23 protein-coding genes and 3 pseudogenes are annotated in these 24,134 nt (G+C 58.3%); 11 read left to right on the plus strand and 15 right to left on the minus strand.

All coding sequences use genetic code 11. The features are described 5' to 3' along the window. Positions 1-487: 487 nt before the first annotated feature. The 4 genes from TW83_RS00925 to TW83_RS00935 all read right to left on the minus strand — a co-directional run bounded on the left by TW83_RS00925 (position 488) and on the right by TW83_RS00935 (position 4,939). The gene (locus tag TW83_RS00925) at positions 488-1,243 is read right to left on the minus strand and encodes a hypothetical protein (RefSeq protein WP_045980916.1); all 756 of its coding nucleotides are present in this window, start codon (positions 1,241-1,243) and stop codon (positions 488-490) included. Positions 1,244-1,723: 480 nt separating this feature from the next. Then, positions 1,724-2,722 carry a plasmid partitioning protein RepB gene (repB, locus tag TW83_RS19640; protein ID WP_084697179.1) on the minus strand — a complete coding sequence of 333 codons (999 nt, stop codon included), beginning with the start codon at positions 2,720-2,722 and terminating at the stop codon, positions 1,724-1,726. Further along, entirely contained in the window at positions 2,722-3,906 is a 1,185-nt protein-coding gene (repA, locus tag TW83_RS00930; protein WP_042252870.1) for a plasmid partitioning protein RepA, read from the minus strand. The genes repB and repA overlap by 1 nt, the downstream gene beginning before the upstream one ends. A 133-nt stretch (positions 3,907-4,039) precedes the next feature. After that, a complete protein-coding gene (locus tag TW83_RS00935; protein ID WP_045980898.1) occupies positions 4,040-4,939 on the minus strand; it encodes a recombinase family protein in 900 nt (299 codons plus the stop codon). A gap of 224 nt (positions 4,940-5,163) precedes the next feature. Between TW83_RS00935 and TW83_RS00940 the strand changes: the two genes are divergently transcribed. Next, the gene (locus TW83_RS00940) at positions 5,164-6,231 is read left to right on the plus strand and encodes a hypothetical protein (RefSeq protein WP_045980899.1); all 1,068 of its coding nucleotides are present in this window, start codon (positions 5,164-5,166) and stop codon (positions 6,229-6,231) included. 627 nt (positions 6,232-6,858) lie between these two features. Here TW83_RS00940 and TW83_RS00945 read toward each other — a convergent pair. From TW83_RS00945 to TW83_RS00965, 5 genes are all read right to left on the minus strand, one after another. Continuing rightward, positions 6,859-7,362 carry a GAF domain-containing protein gene (locus tag TW83_RS00945; RefSeq protein ID WP_139085938.1) on the minus strand — a complete coding sequence of 168 codons (504 nt, stop codon included), beginning with the start codon at positions 7,360-7,362 and terminating at the stop codon, positions 6,859-6,861. A 1,028-nt stretch (positions 7,363-8,390) separates the two neighbouring features. Next, entirely contained in the window at positions 8,391-8,960 is a 570-nt protein-coding gene (locus tag TW83_RS00950; protein WP_239441257.1) for an SCO family protein, read from the minus strand. A 29-nt stretch (positions 8,961-8,989) separates the two neighbouring features. Further along, positions 8,990-9,463 (minus strand): copper chaperone PCu(A)C, encoded by a 474-nt coding sequence (locus TW83_RS00955; protein ID WP_045980901.1) that lies wholly within the window; start codon positions 9,461-9,463, stop codon positions 8,990-8,992. A gap of 4 nt (positions 9,464-9,467) precedes the next feature. Continuing rightward, positions 9,468-10,061, minus strand: a complete 594-nt coding sequence (locus tag TW83_RS00960; RefSeq protein ID WP_045980902.1) for an SCO family protein — start codon at positions 10,059-10,061, stop codon at positions 9,468-9,470. 97 nt (positions 10,062-10,158) lie between these two features. Continuing rightward, a complete protein-coding gene (locus TW83_RS00965) occupies positions 10,159-11,478 on the minus strand; it encodes an Nramp family divalent metal transporter (RefSeq protein ID WP_204245702.1) in 1,320 nt (439 codons plus the stop codon). A 92-nt stretch (positions 11,479-11,570) separates the two neighbouring features. Between TW83_RS00965 and mntR the strand changes: the two genes are divergently transcribed. Beyond that, positions 11,571-12,023, plus strand: coding sequence for a manganese-binding transcriptional regulator MntR (mntR, locus tag TW83_RS00970; protein ID WP_042252241.1), 453 nt, complete (start codon positions 11,571-11,573; stop codon positions 12,021-12,023). Between the two features lie 9 nt (positions 12,024-12,032). Here the strand turns inward: mntR and TW83_RS00975 are convergent, their stop codons facing one another. Genes TW83_RS00975 through TW83_RS00995 form a run of 5 tightly spaced genes read right to left on the minus strand, consistent with a single transcriptional unit; the run spans position 12,033 to position 16,481 of the window. Next, on the minus strand, positions 12,033-12,692 hold the full coding sequence (locus TW83_RS00975; RefSeq protein WP_045980905.1) for a thioredoxin domain-containing protein: 660 nt from the start codon (positions 12,690-12,692) through the stop codon (positions 12,033-12,035). Next, a complete protein-coding gene (locus tag TW83_RS00980; RefSeq protein ID WP_045980918.1) occupies positions 12,689-13,102 on the minus strand; it encodes a disulfide bond formation protein B in 414 nt (137 codons plus the stop codon). The genes TW83_RS00975 and TW83_RS00980 overlap by 4 nt, the downstream gene beginning before the upstream one ends. Positions 13,103-13,112: 10 nt before the next feature. Next, entirely contained in the window at positions 13,113-13,598 is a 486-nt protein-coding gene (gene lspA / locus TW83_RS00985; RefSeq protein ID WP_045980906.1) for a signal peptidase II, read from the minus strand. After that, on the minus strand, positions 13,595-14,206 hold the full coding sequence (locus TW83_RS00990) for an isoprenylcysteine carboxylmethyltransferase family protein (RefSeq protein WP_162198019.1): 612 nt from the start codon (positions 14,204-14,206) through the stop codon (positions 13,595-13,597). Before TW83_RS00990 ends, lspA begins: the two co-directional genes overlap by 4 nt. Before the next feature lie 16 nt (positions 14,207-14,222). Next, the gene (locus tag TW83_RS00995; protein WP_239441258.1) at positions 14,223-16,481 is read right to left on the minus strand and encodes a heavy metal translocating P-type ATPase; all 2,259 of its coding nucleotides are present in this window, start codon (positions 16,479-16,481) and stop codon (positions 14,223-14,225) included. 87 nt (positions 16,482-16,568) lie between these two features. Between TW83_RS00995 and TW83_RS01000 the strand changes: the two genes are divergently transcribed. The 8 genes and pseudogenes from TW83_RS01000 to TW83_RS19665 form a co-directional block, all read left to right on the plus strand. Beyond that, a complete protein-coding gene (locus tag TW83_RS01000) occupies positions 16,569-17,006 on the plus strand; it encodes a helix-turn-helix domain-containing protein (RefSeq protein WP_045980921.1) in 438 nt (145 codons plus the stop codon). A 449-nt stretch (positions 17,007-17,455) separates the two neighbouring features. Beyond that, a complete protein-coding gene (locus tag TW83_RS01005) occupies positions 17,456-18,634 on the plus strand; it encodes a M23 family metallopeptidase (RefSeq protein ID WP_052714540.1) in 1,179 nt (392 codons plus the stop codon). A gap of 42 nt (positions 18,635-18,676) precedes the next feature. Next, positions 18,677-19,144, plus strand: a complete 468-nt coding sequence (locus TW83_RS19645; RefSeq protein WP_084697166.1) for a DUF411 domain-containing protein — start codon at positions 18,677-18,679, stop codon at positions 19,142-19,144. 26 nt (positions 19,145-19,170) lie between these two features. Beyond that, a complete protein-coding gene (locus TW83_RS19650) occupies positions 19,171-19,716 on the plus strand; it encodes a L,D-transpeptidase family protein (protein WP_084697167.1) in 546 nt (181 codons plus the stop codon). A gap of 150 nt (positions 19,717-19,866) precedes the next feature. After that, positions 19,867-20,532, plus strand: coding sequence for a L,D-transpeptidase (locus tag TW83_RS19655; RefSeq protein WP_084697168.1), 666 nt, complete (start codon positions 19,867-19,869; stop codon positions 20,530-20,532). 667 nt (positions 20,533-21,199) lie between these two features. Beyond that, on the plus strand, positions 21,200-21,469 hold the full coding sequence (locus tag TW83_RS01015; RefSeq protein WP_343251960.1) for a helix-turn-helix domain-containing protein: 270 nt from the start codon (positions 21,200-21,202) through the stop codon (positions 21,467-21,469). 1 nt (position 21,470) lies between these two features. Then, a complete protein-coding gene (locus tag TW83_RS01020; RefSeq protein WP_045980908.1) occupies positions 21,471-22,412 on the plus strand; it encodes a bile acid:sodium symporter in 942 nt (313 codons plus the stop codon). A gap of 100 nt (positions 22,413-22,512) precedes the next feature. Beyond that, positions 22,513-22,881: pseudogene (locus tag TW83_RS19665) on the plus strand (IS30 family transposase); the annotation flags it as partial. Positions 22,882-22,888: 7 nt separating this feature from the next. On the opposite strand, the pseudogene TW83_RS21950 reads toward TW83_RS19665, so the two are convergent. After that, positions 22,889-23,435 (minus strand): annotated as a pseudogene (locus TW83_RS21950) (IS3 family transposase); the annotation flags it as partial. 9 nt (positions 23,436-23,444) lie between these two features. On the opposite strand from TW83_RS21950, the pseudogene TW83_RS21955 reads away from it, so the two are divergent. Further along, a pseudogene (locus TW83_RS21955) lies at positions 23,445-23,681 on the plus strand (integrase core domain-containing protein); the annotation flags it as partial. Positions 23,682-24,134: the final 453 nt, after the last annotated feature.

Here is a 24,134-nt window from a genome sequence, read left to right on the forward strand (position 1 = left end):
GGGGCCGCGTCGCGCTTACACAGTACAGGTCCCTGCCTTGCGAAAGACAGACTATCGGGCTGGACGCGATATGTCTGACAGCGCCAAAGCCGCCTGTAGACTACAGCGCCAGGCGCAGCCTCCAGCATCAAGACAGGTCTGCCGGGAAGCAAGTGCGTCAACCGAAACAAGTTTGATGCGTTCGCCCCTGATCTTGATGGTGTCACTGTCCATTACGCTTGCTTGGCCTGAAATGCTGTTTGCAGATACCGGCCCTGAGATGGTGCAGCACAAGCTAAAGGCCGCAAGAAAGCTTCTGTAGAAACGCATCACGGCGCGAAACGGTCCTGTATTGGCTCGCTGCCGCATTGTGCTGTTATTCACAGCCACTACAACCGCTCCGCCAGAACTGCGGTTTTATCTAAGGGTGCTGCGTCCGCTCACCGGCTTGATATATTCTGGCTGGAACTGACGTATGCGTGCGTTAGGGTCCCAATGTGCGGCATCATCATTGGGTTTGAGCATAAGAGAAAGAGATAGATTGGGATTCAGTCCGCTTGGCGGACTCGCGTAAATCTATGGCCCTGCCCATCAGTGCGAGAGCCTTCGCAAGAGCTGAGTCCTCGATCTTGAATGCTGCCAGTCCAGCCAGGTCGAGGGTCTCGACATGCTCTGCTTCCACTGCGACGCGGTCCTCGCGCGCTGCCTGGTCGTCATCCGGCGCTGCCGGCCGACCAGCCCACCGCCCGAGAAGCGCAAGGGCGCGTTTAGGGGCGGACAAGCGATAAGCATTGCTGACCTGCCGGACCTGCGGTCCCCGGCCCTCGTTCAGGACAGGCTCAAAGCGGCGCAGCCAGTCCAGAAAGCCATGATCGCGCAGTGCCTTTAGTGCCCGCACAACCGCGTCTCGCGACCGGCAAAGTTTTTCGGTGATGTAGTCCAGGGACGGGTCCAGTCGGCCCGACTTGAAGTTCACCAAATTCGCGAACAGCGCTAAAACCTCCAAAGCGATCCCGCCGAGGGGGCCGTTCCGTTTGCCGCGTTCCTTCTTTGCACGGTCATAGTATCGGGCCGCCATCAGGACCTTCTGCACGTCCTGGCGTGACGTCCCGCGCCAGAATGACGCCTCGCATGATCCCTTACGGCGCGAATTGCCATGGATAGGCTTGCGATCGGCCGCACTGCCATCGGCACGCGCGCCATCAATGACGCGGTTGATGCGTTTGAAAAAACTGCCGCGTTCTGCGGCCTTGTTGATACTCATCTGCTGCTCCTCGATCAAGAAGCGCGGTGTCCGCAGGCAAGCCGTATCCGTTCGCACAGATGCGCTGTTTGCTCTTGATTTTTGGGAGTGGGAGGATAACTATAGCAGGTGAAAACTAGCTGCTAATTCAGGACGCCAATCCTGAGTTTTTCCCAAGCCCCCTCGTGCGGACCCCCGCGCGGGGGGTTTTTCGTTAAGGTTGATCACGACTTAATCCATGATGGGTACTCCTGTAACATATTGAACAGAAGCAGATCAGCGCTGCTAAGCTGTTCCAAGACACGAAATCCACGCCGCTCAGGCAGGGCAATCGCAGCCCAGTTTCCACATGCAAGAGCCCGATAACGTGTGGAGCGTGACGTAGGTGGTCGCTGAATGGGGTCATTAGTTTCAGTCGAACTAATGTTCACAGCTGTGAACTCGCCCTCATTGATCCGCATTTTGCGTTTTGATGCGCCGCTAGAGGCGCCGCACTTATTCTCACGCATCTTGCTTCCACCGATCATGAAGTTCAGAAACAATATTCTGAGCTTGATCCGCGAGCCAAAGAGCGAAGCCGTCGTCAACGTTCGTTAAGTCCAGGCGGATGGCACCATCCGTCCTTTTCGCGGATCCGGCAGGCTTGCCGTCAATGGTCAACGCCACTGCTTTGTTAACATGTGGCCGTTCACGTTTTTGGCTGATCTGCCGTTTGACATGTTTTGAAACTGCTTCAAACGCTACAACAGAGGCATCCAAGGCGGGAACCTCGTCGTTCATTTCACCAGCTTCAAAAGCCCCTTGGCTGCGCGCACTTTCAGCGATGGAGCACAGCAAGCCCTGGTCGGAGCCTGCCGCCGACATATCTTTCGCTAGCGCTTCCCAACGGGGTCTGCCAACACCATGAGCCGGTCCTATGGCGCGGGCGAGAGCAGGATCAATTGCTTTTGCCAAAGCAATGGCCATCGAAACTGCCGAACGGGTCACATTCAGTACTTCGGCAATTTGTGTTTGATTGCCAAACTGACTGTTAAGTAGCTCATGGGCAAACAAGGCTCGCTCAATATAGCTAAGGTCACGCCGTCCGGTATTCTCAGAAACCTGGGCCTTCAGCGCTGCCGTGTCATCGAGATTTGCAATGAGCGCCCTAATCCTTCCGGTTCGCTCTGAGCCTTTGATGGCCTCAAGGCGGCGGCGGCCATAAACCAGAAGGTATCTGTCCGCTTCACTTGGATGTCGACGCACAAGAATCGGGACAGTCTGACCGTTTTGCTCGATAGAGGTTCGAAGATCCTGAACGTCATTGGGGTCTAATCTATCTGCGAAACGATCATCATCAATTTGCGCCGGATCAAGATCCCATACGTTGTGAGCATCAACCGCATCACGCGCCGATCTAAGCGCTCGATTACTCGACATCATGGTTCCAGCGGGCGGTGCGGTACCTGCTCCTGAGAGATTGTCCAGCATCGACATGCGCCGTTTCTTGCTATTTGCCATTACCGCCCCCACGTTTTCTGAATTAGCTGCGAGATCTCATCATTGACTGCATTCAGACTTTCGATTGCTCTGTCGTAAGTGGACCTCGTAAATGCGCTCCTCTCGACTTCATAAAGTGTTTGCTTTGTCAATCCGGCATCAGAAATTGCAGTGGATTTAAGCATTGGGGCATTGAGAACTTTGTCCGAGTACATCGTGCGCAGAAAAGCGACTATGCGGTTTTGCGGAGAATCTGTTGGCTCATAGCGGGTTAAAAGATACCGCATCCAGTCATGGGACATATCCGCACCACTGTCTGCAATGACATCCATTAAGTCTGCAGTCATGCGAAGGAATTGGCTCATGGACATCACGTCAAGCATTTCCGGGTGGATTGTGACTAAGACACCCGTTGCGGCTGACAATGCAGACATCGTGAGGAAGCCTAACTGGGGCGGACAGTCGATTACGACAACGTCGTACCTGTCATCAACTTTGGCCAATGCCTCCTTCACGCGAAAGAAAAACAATCCTGCACTACCGCGCGAAAGTGCTCGTGGAGTTTCATGCTCGAACTCCATCAGCTCCAAGTTGCCAGGTATAAGATCCAAATTCGGGATGTATGTCGGCCTGATTACTTCTGTTATTGGAACGGGCGCATCATACCGAATGGCATCATAGAGAGTGCCGCCGTTAGGTAGATCAAACTCAGGCTGAACACCGTGGAGAGCTGTCAACGATGCTTGAGGGTCAAGGTCAATTGCCAGAACACGATAACCTTTGAGCGCCAGTCGTTGGGCAAGGTGAGCAGCAGATGTGGTCTTTCCAGAGCCACCTTTGAAGTTCATAACCCCGATGATCTGCAAATGGTCGCCCGAACGGCGGCCAGGTAGATAGTCGCCAGGCTTCCGCGCAGTTTTCTCCAGCAAAACTCTCAAGCACTGAATATCGTCGGCAGAGTACTGTCGTCTATTACCCGATGTAACCTCTGGGGAAGGTCCCTTGCCGTCTAGATGAAGCTTGCGTAAATATGAGTCATTCACGCCGAGCAAAGCCGCGGCTTCACCTGACGTAAATTTACGCATTGTTTTGGATGCATCGGGTGGGAACAAACTTTCCCGCTGCGAGTGAAGCTGAGATGCGAGAAGTTCCGAGTGGCCCCGAATTACAGCATTCAGGTTTTCCTGTGTGTTAGCCCTAGTCACTATCGTCACTGCCCCAAACTCGGTCACGGATTTTGGCGTTTGATCGCCCTTTTCCGTGACTATTGCCAATCAAGTCGGATTCGCGCAAGCGATTTGTCGTCGGGCAAGACTTAGACGGACAAAGAGCCGTAGATCAGTGTGGTGCTGATGGAGAACGCATCCCAAACTTCTCAGCCTGTGCCAGCAGCATCTTGACCGATGAGGGCTGCCACGTTGTCCGCCCGCGGGGGGTGCGCTCACGCATCTTCTCTAGGCGATCGCAGATGGCCTGCAGGGTGATCTGGGGATCAGCCCCCTTTATCGCAGCCACGATCGCCGGCAGACGGTCGTCGCCAACGCGCCGGGCAGCACGCCCGAGCACCTCTTCGGGAAGAAAGCCGTCCCGAACATAAGCCCGCACAGCCCTCAAGAGCCGAGGCTGCGTCCATTGTCGGTTCTCGGGCAGGGCGGCGTTTGTGATCCGCAGGATATCCTCCCAGGCCATGTGTGGGCGCAGCCTGCGTACATGGGGAACCCAATCCGCTGCAGTCTTGGCAACGCGCTCCATGTAGCCGTCATGCCGCGCCAGGCGTACCTTGCGAAGCGCCTCCGGGTTTCGGGAACGCAGCCCGGGATTTCCGCCAATGCGGCCTTCGAGACGTGCGCTGGCTAGTCCCGCTTTTGTGCGCTCACGGATCAGGGCCCGCTCGAACTCGGCCGCCGCCCCAAGCACCTGAAGCGTGAACTTCCCCTGGGGCGATGCCGTATCGATCGGATCCTCGATGGACCGAAAGAACGCACCCCGTGCTTCGAGTTGCTCGATGATCTCCAGCAGATGCGAGAGGGATCGGGCCAGTCGGTCGATCCGAACGACGACCAGCGTGTCTCCCTTGCGGATACCGTCCAGGACGCTTGTCAGGACGGGGCGGGCGCGATTGCCTCCGGAGCCGTGCTCCTCGCGGATGACTGAGCAACCTGCGGCTTTCAGAGCTTGGGCCTGCGGCAGCAGTGTCTGATCATCCGTAGAGACGCGGGCATAGCCAATCAGCGGCATATAGGGCTACCTTTCATAACATGTAGACGTAAGTAAACGACCGTTTGTAAACAGATGCAACGCCCCATTCTGTGACGCTGCTCCGCAAAAAGCCCGGGGTTTTGACCCTGCGAGCACATCCAGAGAGCTAACCGAGGACATTGCGCGGACATGCTCCACATCGGCCGCTGACACCTCAAAATTAAACCCTTAGGTAAGATGCAAAAGATATGTATTCTGCACCTATGAAGACCCAAGGACCTATTCTACCTGGCTATTTTATCGACGCTCTTCCGGGTACCGAAGAGGTCGATGAGACATCGGAGGACGACCTGTGGTTTCTGCCCGGTCCGATCGACGACGCGCCTGACGACCTGCCGCCCGGGCCACGGGCTGAACCCCGTGATTTCAGGATCATCGATGACTGGCGGACGTCAGAGGCGGGCAGTGCAGCTCGTCTTGCCCGAGTTGCGGGCAGGCTCGGGGCACTGGACGATCGGCTGCGGCGTGGCCCGAAGGGCTGGCGGCACAGGCTGGCGCTGCTTGAGGCAGGTGATCTGAGCTGGTTTGCCGGTGACCGCATCGGGGCAGACCGGCTCGCACTGTGGATCTCGCTGCGCCTGTCTGGCGTGCAGGACGATACCGGTGCGCTCGCGGGTATCGGGTGGGCAGTGCGCCGGCTGACAGGCGGGCCCGGTCCGGAAGGGGACCTGTCCGCCTTTCTCGACCGCCGCGACCCGGAGAACATGGGGCCTGATGCGGAGCCCTTCGCGGATCGCGCAGGCGGTTGGCTTGACCTGATGGCGCAAGCCGTGGCTCTGCATCCCATCACCCGCGCTTGCATGGGCTTTCACCTCTGGAGCTTTGCTGGGCTTGGGCAGCAAGGTGATCAGATTGAAAAGGTGGTCACAGCCGCACGGATCGCGGCCAGCGACGGTAAGGGTGCGGTCTTCGCGCCTCTGGCCATGGGCGGGGCAGGGGGGTTGCGTGCTGGTGGCCCGCCCGCTGAGCGTCTGGCGCGGTGGCTCGACGGAATGGAAACGGCATGCCTGACCGCGATGCGCCATCTGGATGATATCGAGGTTTGGGCCGAGAGGGCGCAGATTGCAATGATCCCGCTGTCGGGCCGCACGCCACCGGCCTTGCGCGCCGTGCTGACCGAATGGCCGCTCATCTCCGCCCCGATGGCTGAGGCCCTGACCGGCGCCAGTCGCGCGGCCGTTCAGCGCAACCTCGCCTGGATGGAGGAACAGGGTCTGATCCGGGAGATGACCGGACAGGGGCGGTATCGGATGTGGCGCGCGGCGATTTGACGTTGGCAGAGATGTGCGTCGCCTCTCAGGCTCCCGCTCCGCTACGCAGGCAGATCTCCGTCCGTACAGAGACTCGAAGGTGTGCCCTTGTGTCGCGTAGCTCTTAAATACGGTATACGAAACTCAATAAACTCAATGGAGCGGCTTTGCCATCAAAGGCGGTATCTTGCCGTTAAATTCGACATTCCTGCCATTAAAGCTGACACAAGGTGCGCGGAGTTGGACGGTTGGCAGCGATGGAAGGTGATGACGAAGACTGTGGCGATGCGTGGGATTAGACGCTGCTCGCTGCGGTTTACCGTATTATCGTGCGGAACAGGAGAAGACTTCCGCGAGCTGGCGCCTGAATATCATATTTAATGGTAACAAACGCCGCCCAATGCGTTGTGTGCCGGGGTTAAGGACAACGCGACACCTACCGATGCTTCGGATGCGAAGATCTGATTTGGTGCCTCGCCCGCCGGGTCTTACCGCTGCGGGCGGAGTGATCTGATGACCAAACTGCCGCGTTCCCACCTCAAAGGACCCTTCCCTACTTTGGTCAGGTCACCCCGTCCCGGATCAGGCCTGGCATGGCGGCTTGCTATGCCCCCTGAGCACTAAACCGTATGGAACTGGAATTATCGGTTAACTTTCCCTGTCAGTGGCACGATCCGGTGCTCCGAACAGCCGTGTCCCGACACCCACAGACTGTGCCAGCACCATGGTCAGATCTTCCTGCCCAAGATCGGGCCTTGCATGGCGGCTGAGAAAACAGAACATTCCAAAGACGCTGCCATCGGCCCGCCTGACCGGCACGGACAGATGGCTGCCGATCGGGATCATCTGCGTGATCGGCAAATCAGTCGCTATTGCGTGCTGACTGGTATCGGTGATCAAGCTGGGCAGACCGCCATCCAGGATGTGTTTGCAGTAGACTTCCCTCAGATCCATGCTCTGGCTCGGGCGGATCATCGCCTCGAGGCCAGGGGCACTGACCGCTCGAAATACCGCACGTTCCTGTACGAATTCGGAGAGATAGGCGACTTCCATCCCCAGTGTCTCGCGCACGGTATCAAGCGCATTTTGAATTGCAGCACTGTCGGCCGGGCTGGCAGAAAGAGCGGACTGTGGGGTGGACACTTGTGGCATGGCGATCCTCGAGATGAATGTTACAAGTCCATCATATGTGAAGCGCGCAACTTCATCGTACGCAAAGCATGACGCATTCTATGTATCAAGAGACACGTCGCCACGGGGGCGTATTGTGACGGATAACAAGTTTCAGGCAGCAATCTTGCGTCCCGCCATCACGCCCAAGTGCAATGCTTCATCACAAAGGCATGATGAACAGGATGTGTCTGGCAGTGTCAGGCCGCCGATATGGGGCATTGAGGCATAGCAGATCGTCTGTTCGCATAGGGGCTCGACAGCCTTCTTCCGAAATTTGCTGAGCCCGCACTGCCAATGGGTAATTGGAATTGGCTCAGGACAGCGACCAACTCGCTGGAGTACTGCCGAAGAGTACCGGCCGTTGTAGTCTTCTGCTCTGCCACGGCGGCTTTGTGGTGGGTCACCTCATCAAGGAGGGTCACGCCGGCACTGATCTCCTCCAGACCGATGAGCAACTCCCCGGAAATGGCAAAGTGACGAAGGCTAAGAACTGACGCCTACTGGTCTTCAAGGACGAGGATATCGGAACAGCTGACTGTTGGCAGGGTGCCACATGGGCCGGTTTTGTCGTATGGCGGAGCTGACCTGCGACTGTTTTCTAGCCTGTGCTTCCAGTCGGGCTGGCGCTTGAGGCCCGCGCTGCGGCATGGCGCACAGGTGCTAGCGTAGATCTCCTGTTCGAAGGTAGCGTCACCGGCCGTCAAACGATCGCCAATAAAGGCTAAACCCTCACTTCTGGCTGCGTTGCTCATGCAGCCAGTGCAAAGGCCCCTGCGTAAGTCTGGGTCAGGCTAAGCCTTTTCATCCCGCCTCAGAAGATGTTTCACCAGCGCCATAATGGCCAGCGTGAGTACCACCACCACGAGCAGCATGAACAGCCCGCATGCCAGCATCATCGTTCCCATTACCGGACCCTCCATCATTCCCACGCACTCACTAGCTGTAGTAAAAGGAGATGCCCCATTCGCGGAATGCCTTACGCTGACACAATCGGATTCTGCGTTTTTCTAATTAATGATACGAGTTATTTTCGGGACCGCGTAACGAGGGTCTTCATGATAGTCGATGATATTGGCAAAACAACCATCGGCATCAAACAAAAACACGCCTGCAGTGTGATCCATCGTGTAATCGCCCTCCTCTGCGGACACTTTTCTGTATGTGGCCCGAAATCCTTCCGCAGCAGCCTTGATCTGGGGCAGGGGGCCCGTCAGCCCCGTTATGCGGGGATCGAAATTCGACAGGTAATCGCCTAGGATTTCCGGAGTGTCGCGTTCCGGATCTACTGAAATCAGAACCGTATTCATCTGGTCCGCTTGGGGCCCGAGGGCCTCAAGCCAGCCGGAGATGTCACTGAGCGTGGTGGGGCAAATATCCGGACACCAGGTGAAACCGAAGAACACCATTGTCGGGCGACCCAGCCAATCCTGCGGCTCGACCGTCTTTCCATCCTGATCCATCAGCTTGAATGACATGCGATCGATCGAGAGGGGCAGAACGCCCGCAGTGTCCTGTGCCCGATCACGCGTTTGCCACCAGCCAACAGACAGCATGAACACCACCGCAGCCCCAGCCATGGCAACTCCGCGCAGCAGGGTTGCTGACCTCATTCGTCGGGTGATTTGCAGGTCGGCGCGCTTGCGCCGATATTCTGGACGGTGACGGGAATGGTCACCTCACCGGCATCGCGAAACGTCAGTGTCACTGGGAAGGTCTCGCCCTCTTCCAGAACTTGGGTCAAATCCATCAGCATGGCGTGATAGCCCCCTGGTTCCAGTGCGACCTGGCCCCCTGCGGGGACCGGAACCTCCATCGCATGGGGCATCGAGGCGATCCCGTCGGTCATGACCGTCTGGTGCAGCATGGGCATATCTGCTGCAGGTGTGGTGATGGACATCAGTGCGTCATCTGAAGTGCCGGAATTGCGGATGGTCAGATAGACCACGCCGGGCCGCGCTGTACCAATGGAGGCACGGGACCAGGCCTGAGAGACCTCCAACGAACCGGTTGTCACGGTTTCGCAGGCCAAAGCAGGGCCCGCAGCGGCGATCAGAGCGAGGGTGGCAAAGATGCGTTTCATGACTTCACAATCTGGCTTTGAGTTCAGCGAGGATTTCGGAGGCGGGCGTGCCATAGGTAAACTGGCCAAGCCAGTCACCTTCAGGACTGATCAGGTAAAGGGCAGGGCTGTGGGAAATGGCATATCCATCAGGCGCGTCCGCGTTGTCTTCACGCTCGTAATAGATGCGAAAGCTGTCCGCCGCAGCACGGGTTTGTGCCGCATCCCCGGCCAGGCCGAGAATGGAAGGGTGAAATGCCTCTGTATACTCGTCGAGGCCTAGCTCTCTGTCGCGCTCGGGGTCGATCGAAATAAAGAGCGGCTGCACGTCGTTGGACAGTTCGCCCAGATCGTCCATAACCTGAGCGACCTCGGCCAAGGTTGTCGGACAGATGTCGGGACAGTTCGTGAAACCGAAAAAGACCAGCAGATGCTTGCCCGGAAAATCGGCTTGGCTGCGCAACCGCCCATCGGCATCAGGAAGCGCGAAGATCGGACGAAACTCTGCCTGCTCGACGGAGGGTGATGACCGGTCGATGAAAACGACCGCAGCGCCAACGGCCATCAGCGCTACGGCAACCAATGCCCAAAGGCCCTTTTGAAGCTTGTTCAATCGCATGACACCTGCATCCGTTATTTCGTCATGCGGCCTAAAGCCTCTAGCCACATGAGCTTCAAGCTGGAAAGCTTTGCGTCACGCATTGGTGACACCATGATCAGGCCAGTACTGTGATCAGCAGATTCACGTTCAGTACGATGATGGTGATGGCGATCAACACGCACAGGGCGGTGAGCCATCGGGGCGAGACCATCGGACCCATCTTGGCCCGACTGGCCGTAAACATCACCAGGGGCACGATCGCGAAGGGCAGCTGGAATGACAGGACAACCTGACTGAGAATGAGCAGCTGACCCGTTCCTTCGCTTCCATAAATCAGGATCACCACTGTCGCGGGCAGGATCGCGAACCCCCTTGTGATCAGACGGCGCAACCAAGGTTGCAGCCTGAGTCTCACAAAGCCTTCCATGACGATCTGACCCGCCATGGTTGCGGTGACGGTCGAGTTCAGACCTGAACAGAGAAGTGCCAATCCAAACAGGATCGGGGCGATTTGCGACCCCAGCAAGGGTTCAAGAAGCAAGTGCGCCTTGTCGATTTCGGCGACATTCGTCTCTCCCACAGTATGAAAGGCCGCGGCCGCTAGGATCAGGATCGATGCGTTGATCGTTAAGGCAAACATCAGGGCAATCGTGGAATCCCAGGTTGCCAGACGAAGGGCTTCCCGCTTCGACGGCAGGTCCAACCCGTAGGCTCGGGTCTGTACGATGCCAGAATGCAGGTAGAGGTTGTGCGGCATGACGGTCGCCCCGATGATGCCGAGCGCCAGATACAACATGTCGGGATTGCCGATGATTTCCCGGCTTGGCGCAAAGCCTGCGATCACCGCACTCCATTCGGGATCGGCCTGCGCGATCAGAACCGCAAAGCAAGCGGTAATCGTCCCCAGCAAAGCGATGATGAAAGCCTCAACCCAACGAAAGCCTTTGTTCTGAAGCCACAGGATTAGAAAGACATCGGCTGCCGTGATGAAGATGCCAATTTCCAAAGGGATGCCGAACAGCAGGTTGAGGCCGATGGCGGTCCCGATCACCTCAGCCAGGTCGGTTGCGATGATGGCCAGTTCGGCAAAGATCCAGAGCGGTATGGACACCCACCGGGGATAGGCATCGCGACAAGCCTGCGCCAGGTCCCGCCCGGACGCGACGGCAAGGCGCGCACACAGCGATTGCAGCAGGATCGCCATGATGTTGGATAAGAGGGCGACGAACAGGAGAGTATAGCCAAACGCGGCACCGCCGGCCAAGGACGTCGCCCAGTTCCCAGGGTCCATGTATCCAACAGCAACCAGATAGCCCGGACCTATAAAGGATAGAAAGCGCCGGAAACGCGTCGTGCCGCCGCCAACGGCGATCGTGCGGAACACTTCCGACAGGGAGGGGGTGTCGCGCTCGTGGCGCCAGGCTCCGGGGGACATCGGCGCAACCTTCATTGAAAGGAAAAGTTAGCTGTGGCTAACAATCTACCCGTTGGCTTTACCCGTCAATCGATAAGTGCGACACTTGCAAGATGACCGCAGACAATCATGCCACCGCAACCGCCAGCGATACTGTGCACCCGGACAATCGGGCAGAGGCCTTCCATGGCGTCCGTGCTGCTCGGCGCAACGAGTTGGCCGAAGACTACGTCGAACTGATCGCAGAGCTGATCCATGAACAGGGTGAAGCCCGGCCGGTGGATATCGCCGCACGATTGGGGGTGCGCGCCCCGACGGTCACCAAGGCCCTGGATCGCCTGGCCCGTGAGGGGCTGATCACCCGCGAGCGATACAGGTCCGTCTTTCTGACAGAAGAAGGACGACGACTGGCATTGGAATGCCGCCGCCGCCATGCCATTGTGCTGCGGTTCCTGATCCGCCTCGGCCTGGATGCCGAGACGGCGGAACGAGATGCCGAAGGGATCGAGCATCACGTCAGTGAGCGCACACTGGCCTTGTTCGCGGCCTACGCCGATCGGGCCTAGGCCGCGCGGTCAGGATGCCTCCACGGCACTGCGCACATCCGCAAGCAGGCTGTCCATGCTGATATCCGTCATCTGGCGACCATTGAGAAAGAAGGTCGGTGTCTGGCGTACGCCGATCGCCGCGATATCGGCCGCGTCCTGATTGAGGATGCCGACGATATCGGGGGACAGACGGGCTGTCTGCGCCTTTTCCATATCCAGACCGGCCGCAGCCGCAATTTGCCATGCAAGGTCCATCCGCGGTGCGCCATGGACAGCCCATTCCGGCTGCCGTTCCAACAGCGCATCGAGGACAGGCTCGAACTTGTCCTGCATGCGCGCAGTCTCCAGGATGCGGACCGCCTCGTCGGACCCCTCGTGAAACACTGCGTAGCGCATCACGATGCGAACCTGATCGGGGAATTGTGCGCGAATGTCCTGAACGACCGGATGAAAGGCGCGGCAGGCCTCACAAGATGGATCGAAGAACTCGACCAGCGTGACCGGGGCGTCTTCTGGTCCAAAGCTGGGCGCGTGACCGCGGACCAGCATGTCCGTTTCCACAGCCGGGGCAGCAGCGGCCAGGGTATCCGCTTCGGCCTGACGATTGCGCGTCAGCACGAGCGCGCCGCCGGCAAAGGCGGCAATCCCGATGGCAGATGTTCCGATGAGTACGGTGCGGCGGTTCATGGGCGTTTTCCTTTCGACACGATGAGGCAGGCCAGAACGGCTGCAAAGGCGGCAAATGCAAGATAGGGGATGGGCAGGCTCAGGATTGTCTGCGCCTGGTCGGTGCAGGACGGGCCGTCCTTGGTGCAAGGCGCGATGCTCTGCGGGATCAGTCCCGCGTAAAGTCCCGAATGCCAGCCGGAAAGGACCAGCCCGGCCAGCGCCAGCGGCAATCCGTAGAGACGTGCCAGACCGTCACCGCGCCACAGCGAGACGGCCAGGACAGGCACTAGCGGAAACATGGCGATCCTTTGATACCAGCACAGGGTGCAGGGCATCTGCCCCAGTATCTCGCCGATGAACAGCGCGCCGAGCGTAGCGGCGAGTGCGACCAGAAAGGCGGTTGATATTGCGACATCAGTCCGGGACAGGCCCCGGGGTTCAGGTGCGGTCAAAAGAGAGTTCCTTCGAGCGGGAGGGACGGAGCATGGCTGTCAACACAAGCAAGGCGCCGAGGCTGATCGCGATGTCGGCCCCGTTAAAGGTCGGCCAGTGCCAATCACGCCAGTAGACATCCAGAAAATCGGTCACGGCACCTTGCCGCAGGCGGTCGATGATATTGCCCACAGCGCCACCCACGATCAGTGCGAGGCCTATGCCTTCGCGCCTCGTGTCCGCCCGGAAGGCCATTCCCGCAAAGATGATCGCCAGGGCACCTGTCAGGGCAACCATCAGCAAGGGACGACCTGCCATAAGGTCCGACATCATGCCGAAACTCGCCCCTTCGTTGAAACCAAGCGTCAGATTGAAGCCAGGAGAGACGGAATAAATTTCCCCGGGAGACAAGCTGCGCAGGACCGCGAGCTTGGTAATCTGATCGGCAGCCGCAGTAGCGACGATCATCGCCAGGATCAGAAACGTCTTCATTGCAGTGACCTTTCCCGGATGCCGATCCAGCGCGGAACGGACTGGCAATAGGTGTCGTAAGCAGGGCCTAGCGTCCGCCGCAATTCACGTTCTTCTGAGCGGACCTGAACAAGCGCCGAGGCTGCGAATAGCAGGACCCCCAAAATTGTCGGGATGGAGGGCACGACCAGAGCGGTTCCCAGCAGCAACATGAGCTGACCTACAAAAACCGGGTTGCGGCTGAAACCGAACAATCCACCCGTGACAAGTGCGCCGGTCGCGCCCTCGGCCACACCGATCCGCCATGACGCAGCCATCGACATCTGGGCGGCAAATGCCAGCATCGCGCCCAGGCTGGCCATGAACAGTCCCGCCAGACCGATCCACGCAGGATTTTGGAAAGCCCGCAGGGGATCCAGATCGCCCATGCTCGGCATGAGGCGCCATGCCGACGACCCAAGGAGGGCCAGAGCGAACGCAGCTCGGAAGCCTAGCGCTGCAAGACGGTCGCCGCCCGTGGCGTGACGGAACAACCAGACCGGACGATGCGCCTCCCGGGCATTGATCGCAGAGCCCCGGAAGAACAGGGCCAGATAGGCGCCAAGAAGAACCAGCGCTGCACTGCCCATTCCAGTCATCATCGCCTCAGCGCTTCTGTTCGGGATTGTAGCGCAAGAGGCGCAGGGCGTTCAGGGTCACCAGAACCGTCGCGCCCGTATCAGCCAGGATCGCGATCCACAGACCGGTTATGCCAAGAACGGTGGTGACCAAGAAAATAGCCTTTAACCCTAGCGCGATACTGACGTTCTGCCGGATATTAGCCATCGTGGCCCGCGCCAGCCGGATCTGGGCCGGAATGTCGGTCACCCTGTCGCGCAGGATGGCCGCATCGGCCGTCTCCAGCGCGACGTCCGTGCCGGAGCCCATCGCGACACCGATGCTGGCCTGTTTCAGGGCAGGAGCGTCATTGATGCCATCCCCGATCATCATGACGCCACCTTGAGCGTTCATGTCGCGAATGGCGGCCAGCTTGTCTTCAGGCATCATCTCGGCCTCGAAGCGGATATTGAGCCCTTCGGCGATGGCGGCAGCTGTGCGGGGGTTGTCGCCGGTCAGCATGATCGAGGAGATGCCCATTTCGGCCAGCTGGCGCACAGCCTCCGCCGCATCGCGCCGCAGTTCGTCACGCATGGCGATGAGACCGAGCGGGACACCTTTGCGATAGACGGCGACGGCGGTCTTGCCCTCATCCTCGAAGATGGTCGCCTGACGCAGGCCAAGACCGTCCAGGCCATCGTTCTCCGACGCATGCCGGGGTGAACTTACCCATGCCAGGGCATCTCCCACGGTCGCCTCGACCCCTCGTCCGGTCAGGGCGCGTGCATCGCGGGCGGGCAGGGGCGTGACGCCCGCCGTCTTGGCCCTGTCCAGGATCGCCACGGCGAGGGGATGGCTCGATCCGCTCTCGACGCCCGCGGCGACCTCCAGCAACTGCGCCTCAGTCGTGGTTCCCAACGTCACCAGGTCGGTGACCTGCGGACGTCCGTGGGTCAGCGTCCCGGTCTTGTCGAAGGCAACATGGGAAACCTTGGCCGCGGCCTCGATCACTGCGCCGCCCTTCATCAGCATTCCCCGGCGCGCGCCGGTGGACAGGCTCGATGCGATCGAGGCCGGAACCGAAATCACCAGCGCACAAGGGCAGCCGATCAGCAGGAGCGCCAGTCCACGATAAATCCAGGTATCCCATGACTGACCGAACATCAGCGGCGGGATCATGATGACAAGCGCCGAAACGGCGACGATGGCAGGCATGTACCACCGGCTGAACCGGTCGATGAAGCGTTCCGTGGGGGCGCGGGCTTCTTCCGCCTCCTCGACCAGCCGGATGATCCGGGAAATGGTGTTGTCCTCGGCCGCTTTCGTCACGGTGACCCGCAAGACCGCTTCCGTGTTGATCGAACCGGCAAAAACATTTTCGCCCGGGCCGCGGGTCCGGGGAATGCTCTCTCCGGTCACCGGGCTTTCATCGATCCCGGACGTGCCGTCTGAAATCTCTCCGTCTGCGGGGATCCGGTCGCCGGGACGGACCAGTACCGTCTGACCGATCGTCAGGCTAGACGCGGCAACCTCCCGGGTCACGCCGTCCACCTCCAAGAGCGCCGTTTTCGGGACCAAGTTCGCCAAGGCCCGGATGCCGTCTCTTGCTTTGCCTGCCGCAACACCCTCCAGGACCTCGCCTACGGCAAAGAGAAAGACCACCAAGGCAGCCTCTTCGGCGGCATTGATGAACAGCGCGCCCAATGCAGCGATGGTCATCAATCCCTCGATCGTGAAGATCTGACCCAACCGGGCAGCGACAAAAGCCCGACGCGCGACGGGGGCGACACCGATAAGGCAGGCCGCCACGAAGGCCCAGCTCCCGATCTGCGGGGCGATCAGCTCCATCGCCCAAGCCGCCGCCAACAAGAGCCCGGTCAGGATGACCAGCCTGCCCTTGCCAGTCTGGTACCATGCCTTGCCGCGGTCGGCAGGGTCGTCATGGACGTGACCGGGACTGCCGTGGCCGGAGTGGTCGGTCTTGGCCACAGCGGGGTGATCGGCGTGACTGTGGCCATGATGGCTCTCCGGCGCATTCCCCGGGATCACGAAATCCTTCTTTCCTGGCGCACGGGTCTGAATGCCGTATCCAAGGGCACGCACGGTTTTCTCGATCTTGTCCGTGTCGGTCAGGCGTTCATCAACGGTCAGGCGCAGGCGTTCGGACATGATGCCGATCTCCACATCCCTGACGCCAGGCAAGCGGGACACCGCGCCGCGCACCTTGGTCGCGCAGGAGGCGCAATCCATTCCGGACACCGTCCAGTCGCACAGGGTCATGCCGGGTTCATTCGTGATCGTCATCATTCTCTCCTCTGCAGAAAGCAGGGCCGTTGCCATCATCGATTCGGAGGTTTACTCCCTCTAGCAGCTATAGGTTCAAGGAGAATGTTCATGCTGACGATTGGAAAGCTGGGAACGTCGACGGGGGTCAAAGTGCCAACGATCCGCTACTACGAGCAAATCGGCCTGCTGCCCGAAGCCGAGCGCAGCGCCGGTAATCAGCGCCTTTATACGCACAAAGCCCATGAACGACTGGCGTTCATCCGACACGCCCGCGAGCTTGGCTTTTCCCTTGAGGCGATCCGCGACCTTCTGAGCCTGTCCGACGATCCCGATCAGCCCTGTGCGGCAGCCGACGCAATCGCCAAAGCGCAGCTTGCCGAGGTTGAAAGCCGTCTTGCCCGCCTGACGGCCCTGAAGACCGAACTTGAGCGCATGGTGGTCCAGTGCGCGGGTGACCGGATATCCGATTGTCGGGTCATCGAGGTCTTGGGCGATCATTCGCTGTGCGTTACGAACCACCCCACGATCGACGATGCCGGTCAGTGATTAGCTGGCGATGACAGAAACGGATGCTGGGAAGTAGAAGGCTCGGATGCAATCGGGATTAGATCAGAACTCCCGATCCCCTGACAAGACCGTGATCGAGGGGCATTTTTCTTGAACCTCTAGCTGCTTTAGGTCGCAGACACGCACGTGTCGATGACGAGAGGCGAGATACGGCATGAACCAACAAACGCTGCGACAATTCCAATGCTGACGGTCATTGCGGCTCTGATCGGTGGAGTGCGAGGGGTCCAGCGTGCGCGCGCCCTCGGCGGCACCCGACTGGACAGAGTTCAATATGCGGGTGGATACGCGATTGCTTTCGGCTTGGCCGGAACAATTGTCGGTGTCTGCATCGCCCGCCTTTTCGAACTGTAGACAACCTATCGATGCTGCGTGGGGAGCCTGCTCCCCAATGCCAGACCTTATTGCCTGACGGGAAACCAGACCTGATGATCTTGCAAGCCTTGCTGACTGCCGGCGCGATTGCCGTCACGACATCATCGCACGCCGAAACCCCGGCGGAACTGTCTCACCTCACCGAGGCAGTTGCCCCCATGTCGCGACATGAGGTCGTTCCGGGAGACACGTTGGATTCGATATTGTCGCATGCTGGTATCGGCGCACCTCTCCGGGCCGAGGCCGCACTGGCGATTTCAGATGTCTTCGACCTGTCGACCCTCAGCCCGGGGCAAATCCTCAGATGGAGTGTGTTTTCCGACGATCCCTCCCAACTTGCGCGTCTTTCGCTTCTGACCCAAGACGGAACGGACATCGTTCTGGATTTCACGAAACCCCTCGAAGCATCCTTGATCAAGACGGAGATCCTGCTTCGGGACCGCAGGGAAACTTTTATCCTGGACAGCTCTCTCTTTGAGGCGCTCGCCGCCCGCAACGCGCCCGAAAGTTTCGCAGTTGACCTGGCGGCGCTCCTGGCAGGCCAGATCGACTTTCGGGACCTTGAGGGAACCGAGCGTATCGCATTGATGTGGAGCGAAAGTATTCTGCCTGATGGAACAGTCGTGGGTGAACCGCAACTCGCCTATGCGCGGGTTGAAAAGAACACGGACATCTTCGAGCTCGTGACCGGCTCGGTTGAAGAGCCCTTCATCCTGTTTCGGAATGGTGCGCAGGTCCAGCAGTCCGCGCGGCCTGTCGCGGGAGCCCGGCTGTCTTCGGTCTTCGGCAAACGCCGGCACCCCGTGCTTGGCACGCAACGAATGCACACGGGGGTCGATTACGCCGCACGGACCGGAACGCCGGTCAGCGTCACCGGCGCAGGAACGGTCGTGTTTGCAGGAACCATGCGGGGATATGGTCGGACGATCGATGTCGATCATGGCGGGGGCGTCTTGACCCGCTATGCGCATCTTTCGCGTTTTGCCGCAGGGATCGCTCCAGGTGTCGAGCTGAACACCGGGGCCAGAATCGGTGACGTGGGCGCAACCGGCCTCGTCAGTGGACCTAACCTTCATTACGAAGTTCGCATCGACGGCAAGCCAACGGATCCCATCAAGAAAACACCGGCGCCCCGAACAGCGATCGCCAAACCGACTGACCGCGTCATGCTGACAGTTGCGCGTCTCTCCACCGGCTACTTTCTTCGCGACTACTCGGAAGCGGAAAGCTGATGGCATTCAAACATCTTCATCGGCCGGATCGAGAGGCATAAAATGATCAAACTGACACGACGCGCCATGATGATGGCAGCCGCAGCAAGCGGTCTGCCGTCTCTATCCTGGGCTGAAAGCCGCCCTGCCATCCATGTCGTGGAGGGCAGCGGCTGCGAATGCTGCAAACAGTGGACCAATTACCTGCGGGAGAACGGTTTTCAGGTAACGAGTGAAGAGCGGTTTGGCACCTTGCTGATGCAGCACAAGATCGATCTGGGCGTACCGATCGAACTGACATCCTGTCATACCGGCAGCGTTGATGGCTACTTCCTGGAAGGACATGTTCCTGCTGACGATATCCGGCGCTTGCTTCGAGAGCGCCCTGAAGCTCTCGGCCTGACGGTTCCTGGAATGCCATACGGAAGCCCCGGCATGGGCCCGGAAACAAAGCGCGACGCATACGATGTGCTGCTTGTTCGCCGGGACGGTACCAGTGAAGTGTTTACCCGTTATCCTGAAGCATCATAAAAAACATCCGAGCAGGAAATAGATCGATGCCAAACTTCTCCCGGCGCCATGCCTCGCTGGCTTTGCTGGCTCTTCTCGCTGCATGTGGAAAATCCGCGCCGTCGACTGCCCCGGCAAGAGGAGCGATACCTCAGTTCAAACGGTACTCAGGGCCCCCTGTTACTCAGGTCGTGGTGAACAAGGCTGAGCGGCGGATGTTTCTGTTGAACGGGCAAACCGTTCTGAGATCGTATAACTTTGGCCTCGGCAACCAACCGCTCGGCCCAAAGCAATTCGAGGGCGACGGAAAAACGCCCGAGGGGCTATATTACATCGACCGTTTTAACCCACGGAGCCGATATCACCTATCGGTGGGCATATCTTATCCAAATGAACAGGATAAAGCTTATGCAGCTCAATTCGGTCGAAGTGCGGGCAGCGATATCATGTTCCATGGCCGCGGCCCCGAAGGCAATGTCTTCGCACCGAAGAACCGGGACTGGACTGCAGGCTGTCTGGCATTGACTGACCAGGAAATAGAAGACGTCTATGCAATGCTGCAACCCGGAATTCCGGTTATGATCTATCCCTAGCAGCCTGAAAATCGGCTGAACATAGGGTCAAAAAATCATATCAGAAAAGGGCGAAGATAAAAAAATAAAAGGTTTAATATGATGGGCGGTTTTTTAATCATATTAAAATGAATTAATAACCGATATCGAGTTAAGCAAGGAGCCTCACATATGTTAAGCAGACGACACTTCGTACAAACGACCACCGCGCTTTTCTCGGCCGCAATTTCCACCCCCCTGCTTGCGGCGTCTTGGCCAACAGAGAGTCAAAAAGCTGCTTGGGATGCGCAGGTCACCCCTTCCGGATATGATGCCTTCACATCCAATCCTTGGGGATTGCACCCGCGCTTTCTCCCGCAAAGAGTGCAAGCCAATAGCGGCTTAGTGCCGGGCGACATTCACGTGGATGCTGTCGCGAAATACCTCTACCATATTGAAGCTGGTGGAACGGCAATGCGCTACGGCGTGGCCATCGGTAGGGGAGATCTATATGAACCTGGTGTCTATACGATAAAGCGAAAAGTCGAATGGCCGCACTGGACCCCGACGCAGAGTATGATTGCTCGGGAACCAGAAATCTATGGCCAGTTTGAAGGGGGCGTAGAGCCAGGCCCAAGGAATGCGCTCGGCTCTCGCGCTCTTTATCTCTACGTCGGCGAGAGAGATACGTATCTGCGCATTCATGGTACCCCGTTTCCAACAAGCATTGGGACGAGTGCGAGCTCTGGCTGTGTCCGGATGGTCATGGCACATATCAATGACCTATATCCAAAGGTCGAAACAGGCTCTACCGCGTTTCTCTATTCGACAGCAGAGAGCGTGACATCCCGCAGCTAAAAGAATATAGATTCTTTTATGTCCTCTAATTAACTTGAGGGCTGTGATTTCTGACATATAGGACTGCCTGCAGCGGTGGTGAGCGGAAGCAAGGTCGTTTCCACTTGCCCACGATGTTCGTACCAGTAGCAATTATCACTTGGAAGAAGTCTCGCTGTAGACACATCTTGCCCCGGCGCAGCAAGAGAGATCAACTCTGGGGGAAGCTCCTGCGGATTGCTCCCAGCCACGGTATTTACCGCTGTAGTTCCGCAACCGGCAGTGACCAAGACGGCTGCAAGTACAGCGTAGGATCCAATTTTCATATCACGCTCCAACTACTGGCTCATATTCAATTATTAATCTCCCACTAAATTTCAATAGACTCAAGTCCTTCACGGAATTTTTTGTGAGAAGTCTTATTTCATTCAACGCTGTATCAAGTATCCATTCGATAATCGATGGATATATAAAATATTTGGGTCAAATTGGATATCTTGAAAAGAACTTCACTGCACGCATAAGCGCCTCTTGACGGTCTGTCTGGTTCAGCAGATCAACGATCAAACGAATCTTGTAGTGTTTGATTGATATGGAAGAAAAAGCTGCCCTGGCCGGATTTGCGGCCCTGTCTCAATAAATCCGCCTGCGGATCATCCGGCTGCTGGTCTTTGCAGGTGCGAAAGGCATGGCGTCCGGGGCCATTGCCGCAGCCTTGGGCGATGCCAGCCCATCGCTCGTTTCCTTCCACCTCAAAGAGCTGGAAAGCGCAGGCTTGGTCGAAAACTGGCGTGACGGGAAATCCATCGTCTACAGCGCCAAATTCCCTGCGCTTTCGGATCTGGTCGCTTTTCTGATGCACGATTGCTGCGAGGGCCATTGCGCATGGTGCGACCAGGCCATCGCTCTTTTCGCCAAGTGCAGCGGACGTCCCACAAACGCGAACTGTGACATTTGACATGCGCAAGCTTCTTGGATTCGTCGAAAACAATCTGCTGTTCATGGCGGTTGCCACCACAGCTTTCGGACTTGCCGTGCCCTCTATCGGGATAGGGCTTGAGGCGGGGATCAGCCCCCTTCTGGCGCTCCTGATGTTGGTCATTAGCCTGACCTTCGACGCGGCGGCCGTTCGGATCGTTTTCCGCAAGCCGAGCCGTCAGATTTGGGCTCTGGGTCTGGTCTATGGGCCAATGTCGCTGGCAGGCTGGCTGACCGGGCGCATCTTCTTCGGCAGCGGGCACCTTGCGGCGGGACAGACGTTGGTCGGCATGCTCCCGACTGACGTATCCGCACCCCTCCTGGTGCTGCTGGCACGCGGCAATGTCGCCTTGGCTGCTGTCCTGAATGCCGTGAACACGGCCTTGTCCCCGTTCATCATCCCATTCCTGTTTCTGTGGCTGACAGGCATCGAGCTGACCGTTCCTGTTGGCGCCGTGGTTCTGGAGCTGGTGCTGGTTGTGGTGGTGCCGACCGTCGTCGGCGTCTGGCTGCGGACCAAGTTTCTGAAGCAGGTATCGCGGTTCGACTATGCGTGGCCTGGGCTGGGGTCCGTATTGTATCTGGTTCTTCTGCTGGCCGTGATCGGGCCGAATTCAGCGACGATCCTTGGCTACGGCTGGTACGCGCTGGTGATCGCTCTGGCAGCTTTGGCACTGAACCTGATCGGCTATGCTGTCGGCATGATTGCCAAGCTGTTCGCGGAGGATCGCGCGGAGCTGATCGCCTATCTGTTCACCACGAGCAAAAAGGAATTCAGCATCGCTGCCGCATTCGTTGCAGCATCGGGCCTCCCTTCTGAAATCGCGGTGCCTGCTGCTTTCTTTGCGGTGATCCAGATGATCACGTCACCGATTGCGGCAAAGATAATGGCGTCAGAGCGTACAAGCCTGCTGGGGGTCTGAGTTAGGAACAACGATGCATAATAAAGCTTATTAAGTTATTATGTGTAGAACCCGTGGGTTCTATTTTGAAATGCGACACGCCATGATTTTTCGGTGTTTACAGATCGAGGAGCTCCCCCGTGACGTCGCATCTCATCTGCCGCGCCATCTTCGGCGTTCGCTGTCCTGGGATCAGGGGGCTGAGATGGCCCGTCATGCTGAACTGACCGTCGCCGCTGATCTGCCGGTCTACTTCTGCGATCCTCACAGCCCATGGCAGCGCGGCACAAATGAAAACACCAATGGCCTGCTGCGCCAATACTTCCCGAAGGGAACCGATCTTAGCTTGCACGGTCCTGATGATCTCGAAGCTGTTGCAGCTGCGCTCAACGGACGTCCGCGCAAAACCCTCGGCTGGAGAACCCCGGCAGAGGCACTGGACGCGCTGCTCACGAACGCCGAAACTGACCATGTTGCGACGACCGGTTGAGACCGCCTTGCGACCCGCGGTAGGAATGGTGGACGAGCCCCACGCCCTTGGCTGGGCGGCAGTCGTGGACAGCCTGTTCGAGGGCATCGAGAACGAAGCCTGCATGGGCTGTTTGGCTCGCGCGCCAGCCGACGATTTTGCGGGCACAGGCATCGATGACGAAGGCGACATATACAAACTTCTTCCAGCTGGCGACGTAAGTGAAGTCGTCGTCCATTGAGCTCGGACCAATGGTGCCACAATGGACGACCCCAGAGCATGTTCGGCGCAGGCACGCGGAACTGCCGGTTCACCTTGTTCAGCGGGCACGAGGCCTTCTTGTAGGGGATCGTAGTCTTGTGCTGCTTGCCCTGGATGATGCCTTGAATACCCATGTCCTTTATCAGTCTGGCGACTGTGCAACGGGCGACATCGACGCCTTCCCGATCCAGCTGACGCCAGACCTTGCGCACGCCGTAGACGCGCCAGTTCTCTTCGAAAATACGCGCGATCTTGGGCCGCAGCGCTTTGTCGCGCCGGATGCGATCCGACAATCGGGCCGGATCGGCCCGTTTCATAAACGCGGCATCCAGATCTCACTGAGCGGGCGTGGGAACTGCTACGACAATGCAATGGTCGAGACGTTCTTCAAGACCATCAAGTCGGAGCTAATCTGGCCGGTCGCCTGGCAATCCCGCCAGCAGGCCGAAAACACCGTCGCCAGATACATCAACGGGTTCTATAACCCCGTCCGGCGGCATTTATCGCTCGGCTTCAAGAGCCCCATCGCCTTTAAGCGAAAGGGCGGGGAACTGAGCTAAACGCTCCCCACCAAAGATGGGCAAGTCCAGACCGTAAAAAGGTGAGGCTGTGTAAAGACACCAGGTTTGGTAACCTCCTGAGAACACTGTTCTCTTAGTTCTACCTAAGGTAGCTAATATCAGAAGAAAATCGCGCTCCTGCACCTGTGTTAGAACTTCGTTCTGGGATAACCTGCGCATAGTCGAGTTTTCACATAGCTTCGGCTCTTCGCGTCGATGCTGCGCCGACCGCTGACCGTTCGCTTTGGTGAAGCTGTCAAGCCCGAGAGGTAGACTGCCTGACAAGGAAAGCAGGTCTAGTTTACCCATGCCGAGTCAAGTACAAATACAAAATTGACCGATCTACCTGACCAAAAAGCTATTCTGCTTCCTCAGCTAGGCAAATCCGTCCAGACCCCGCGTTTAAGAAACTTATTGCGGATTAGCGGATGCCCTCCCCTCTCGCCCCGTGCC

The organism is Paracoccus sp. S4493 (assembly GCF_000967735.1).
GTDB lineage: Bacteria > Pseudomonadota > Alphaproteobacteria > Rhodobacterales > Rhodobacteraceae > Paracoccus > Paracoccus marcusii.

What these genes read in the sequence shown, in the direction of transcription:
- TW83_RS00925 (WP_045980916.1), bottom strand. Translation starts at nt 1,243, where the DNA reads ATGAGTATCAACAAGGCCGCAGAACGCGGCAGTTTTTTCAAACGCATC.
- repB (WP_084697179.1), bottom strand. Translation starts at nt 2,722, where the DNA reads ATGGCAAATAGCAAGAAACGGCGCATGTCGATGCTGGACAATCTCTCA.
- TW83_RS00935 (WP_045980898.1), bottom strand. Translation starts at nt 4,939, where the DNA reads ATGCCGCTGATTGGCTATGCCCGCGTCTCTACGGATGATCAGACACTG.
- TW83_RS00940 (WP_045980899.1), top strand. Translation starts at nt 5,164, where the DNA reads ATGAAGACCCAAGGACCTATTCTACCTGGCTATTTTATCGACGCTCTT.
- TW83_RS00945 (WP_139085938.1), bottom strand. Translation starts at nt 7,362, where the DNA reads ATGCCACAAGTGTCCACCCCACAGTCCGCTCTTTCTGCCAGCCCGGCC.
- TW83_RS00950 (WP_239441257.1), bottom strand. Translation starts at nt 8,960, where the DNA reads ATGGCTGGGGCTGCGGTGGTGTTCATGCTGTCTGTTGGCTGGTGGCAA.
- TW83_RS00955 (WP_045980901.1), bottom strand. Translation starts at nt 9,463, where the DNA reads ATGAAACGCATCTTTGCCACCCTCGCTCTGATCGCCGCTGCGGGCCCT.
- TW83_RS00960 (WP_045980902.1), bottom strand. Translation starts at nt 10,061, where the DNA reads ATGCGATTGAACAAGCTTCAAAAGGGCCTTTGGGCATTGGTTGCCGTA.
- TW83_RS00965 (WP_204245702.1), bottom strand. Translation starts at nt 11,478, where the DNA reads ATGTCCCCCGGAGCCTGGCGCCACGAGCGCGACACCCCCTCCCTGTCG.
- mntR (WP_042252241.1), top strand. Translation starts at nt 11,571, where the DNA reads ATGACCGCAGACAATCATGCCACCGCAACCGCCAGCGATACTGTGCAC.
- TW83_RS00975 (WP_045980905.1), bottom strand. Translation starts at nt 12,692, where the DNA reads ATGAACCGCCGCACCGTACTCATCGGAACATCTGCCATCGGGATTGCC.
- lspA (WP_045980906.1), bottom strand. Translation starts at nt 13,598, where the DNA reads ATGAAGACGTTTCTGATCCTGGCGATGATCGTCGCTACTGCGGCTGCC.
- TW83_RS00990 (WP_162198019.1), bottom strand. Translation starts at nt 14,206, where the DNA reads ATGGGCAGTGCAGCGCTGGTTCTTCTTGGCGCCTATCTGGCCCTGTTC.
- TW83_RS00995 (WP_239441258.1), bottom strand. Translation starts at nt 16,481, where the DNA reads ATGATGACGATCACGAATGAACCCGGCATGACCCTGTGCGACTGGACG.
- TW83_RS01000 (WP_045980921.1), top strand. Translation starts at nt 16,569, where the DNA reads ATGCTGACGATTGGAAAGCTGGGAACGTCGACGGGGGTCAAAGTGCCA.
- TW83_RS01005 (WP_052714540.1), top strand. Translation starts at nt 17,456, where the DNA reads ATGATCTTGCAAGCCTTGCTGACTGCCGGCGCGATTGCCGTCACGACA.
- TW83_RS19645 (WP_084697166.1), top strand. Translation starts at nt 18,677, where the DNA reads ATGATCAAACTGACACGACGCGCCATGATGATGGCAGCCGCAGCAAGC.
- TW83_RS19650 (WP_084697167.1), top strand. Translation starts at nt 19,171, where the DNA reads ATGCCAAACTTCTCCCGGCGCCATGCCTCGCTGGCTTTGCTGGCTCTT.
- TW83_RS19655 (WP_084697168.1), top strand. Translation starts at nt 19,867, where the DNA reads ATGTTAAGCAGACGACACTTCGTACAAACGACCACCGCGCTTTTCTCG.
- TW83_RS01015 (WP_343251960.1), top strand. Translation starts at nt 21,200, where the DNA reads ATGGCGTCCGGGGCCATTGCCGCAGCCTTGGGCGATGCCAGCCCATCG.
- TW83_RS01020 (WP_045980908.1), top strand. Translation starts at nt 21,471, where the DNA reads ATGCGCAAGCTTCTTGGATTCGTCGAAAACAATCTGCTGTTCATGGCG.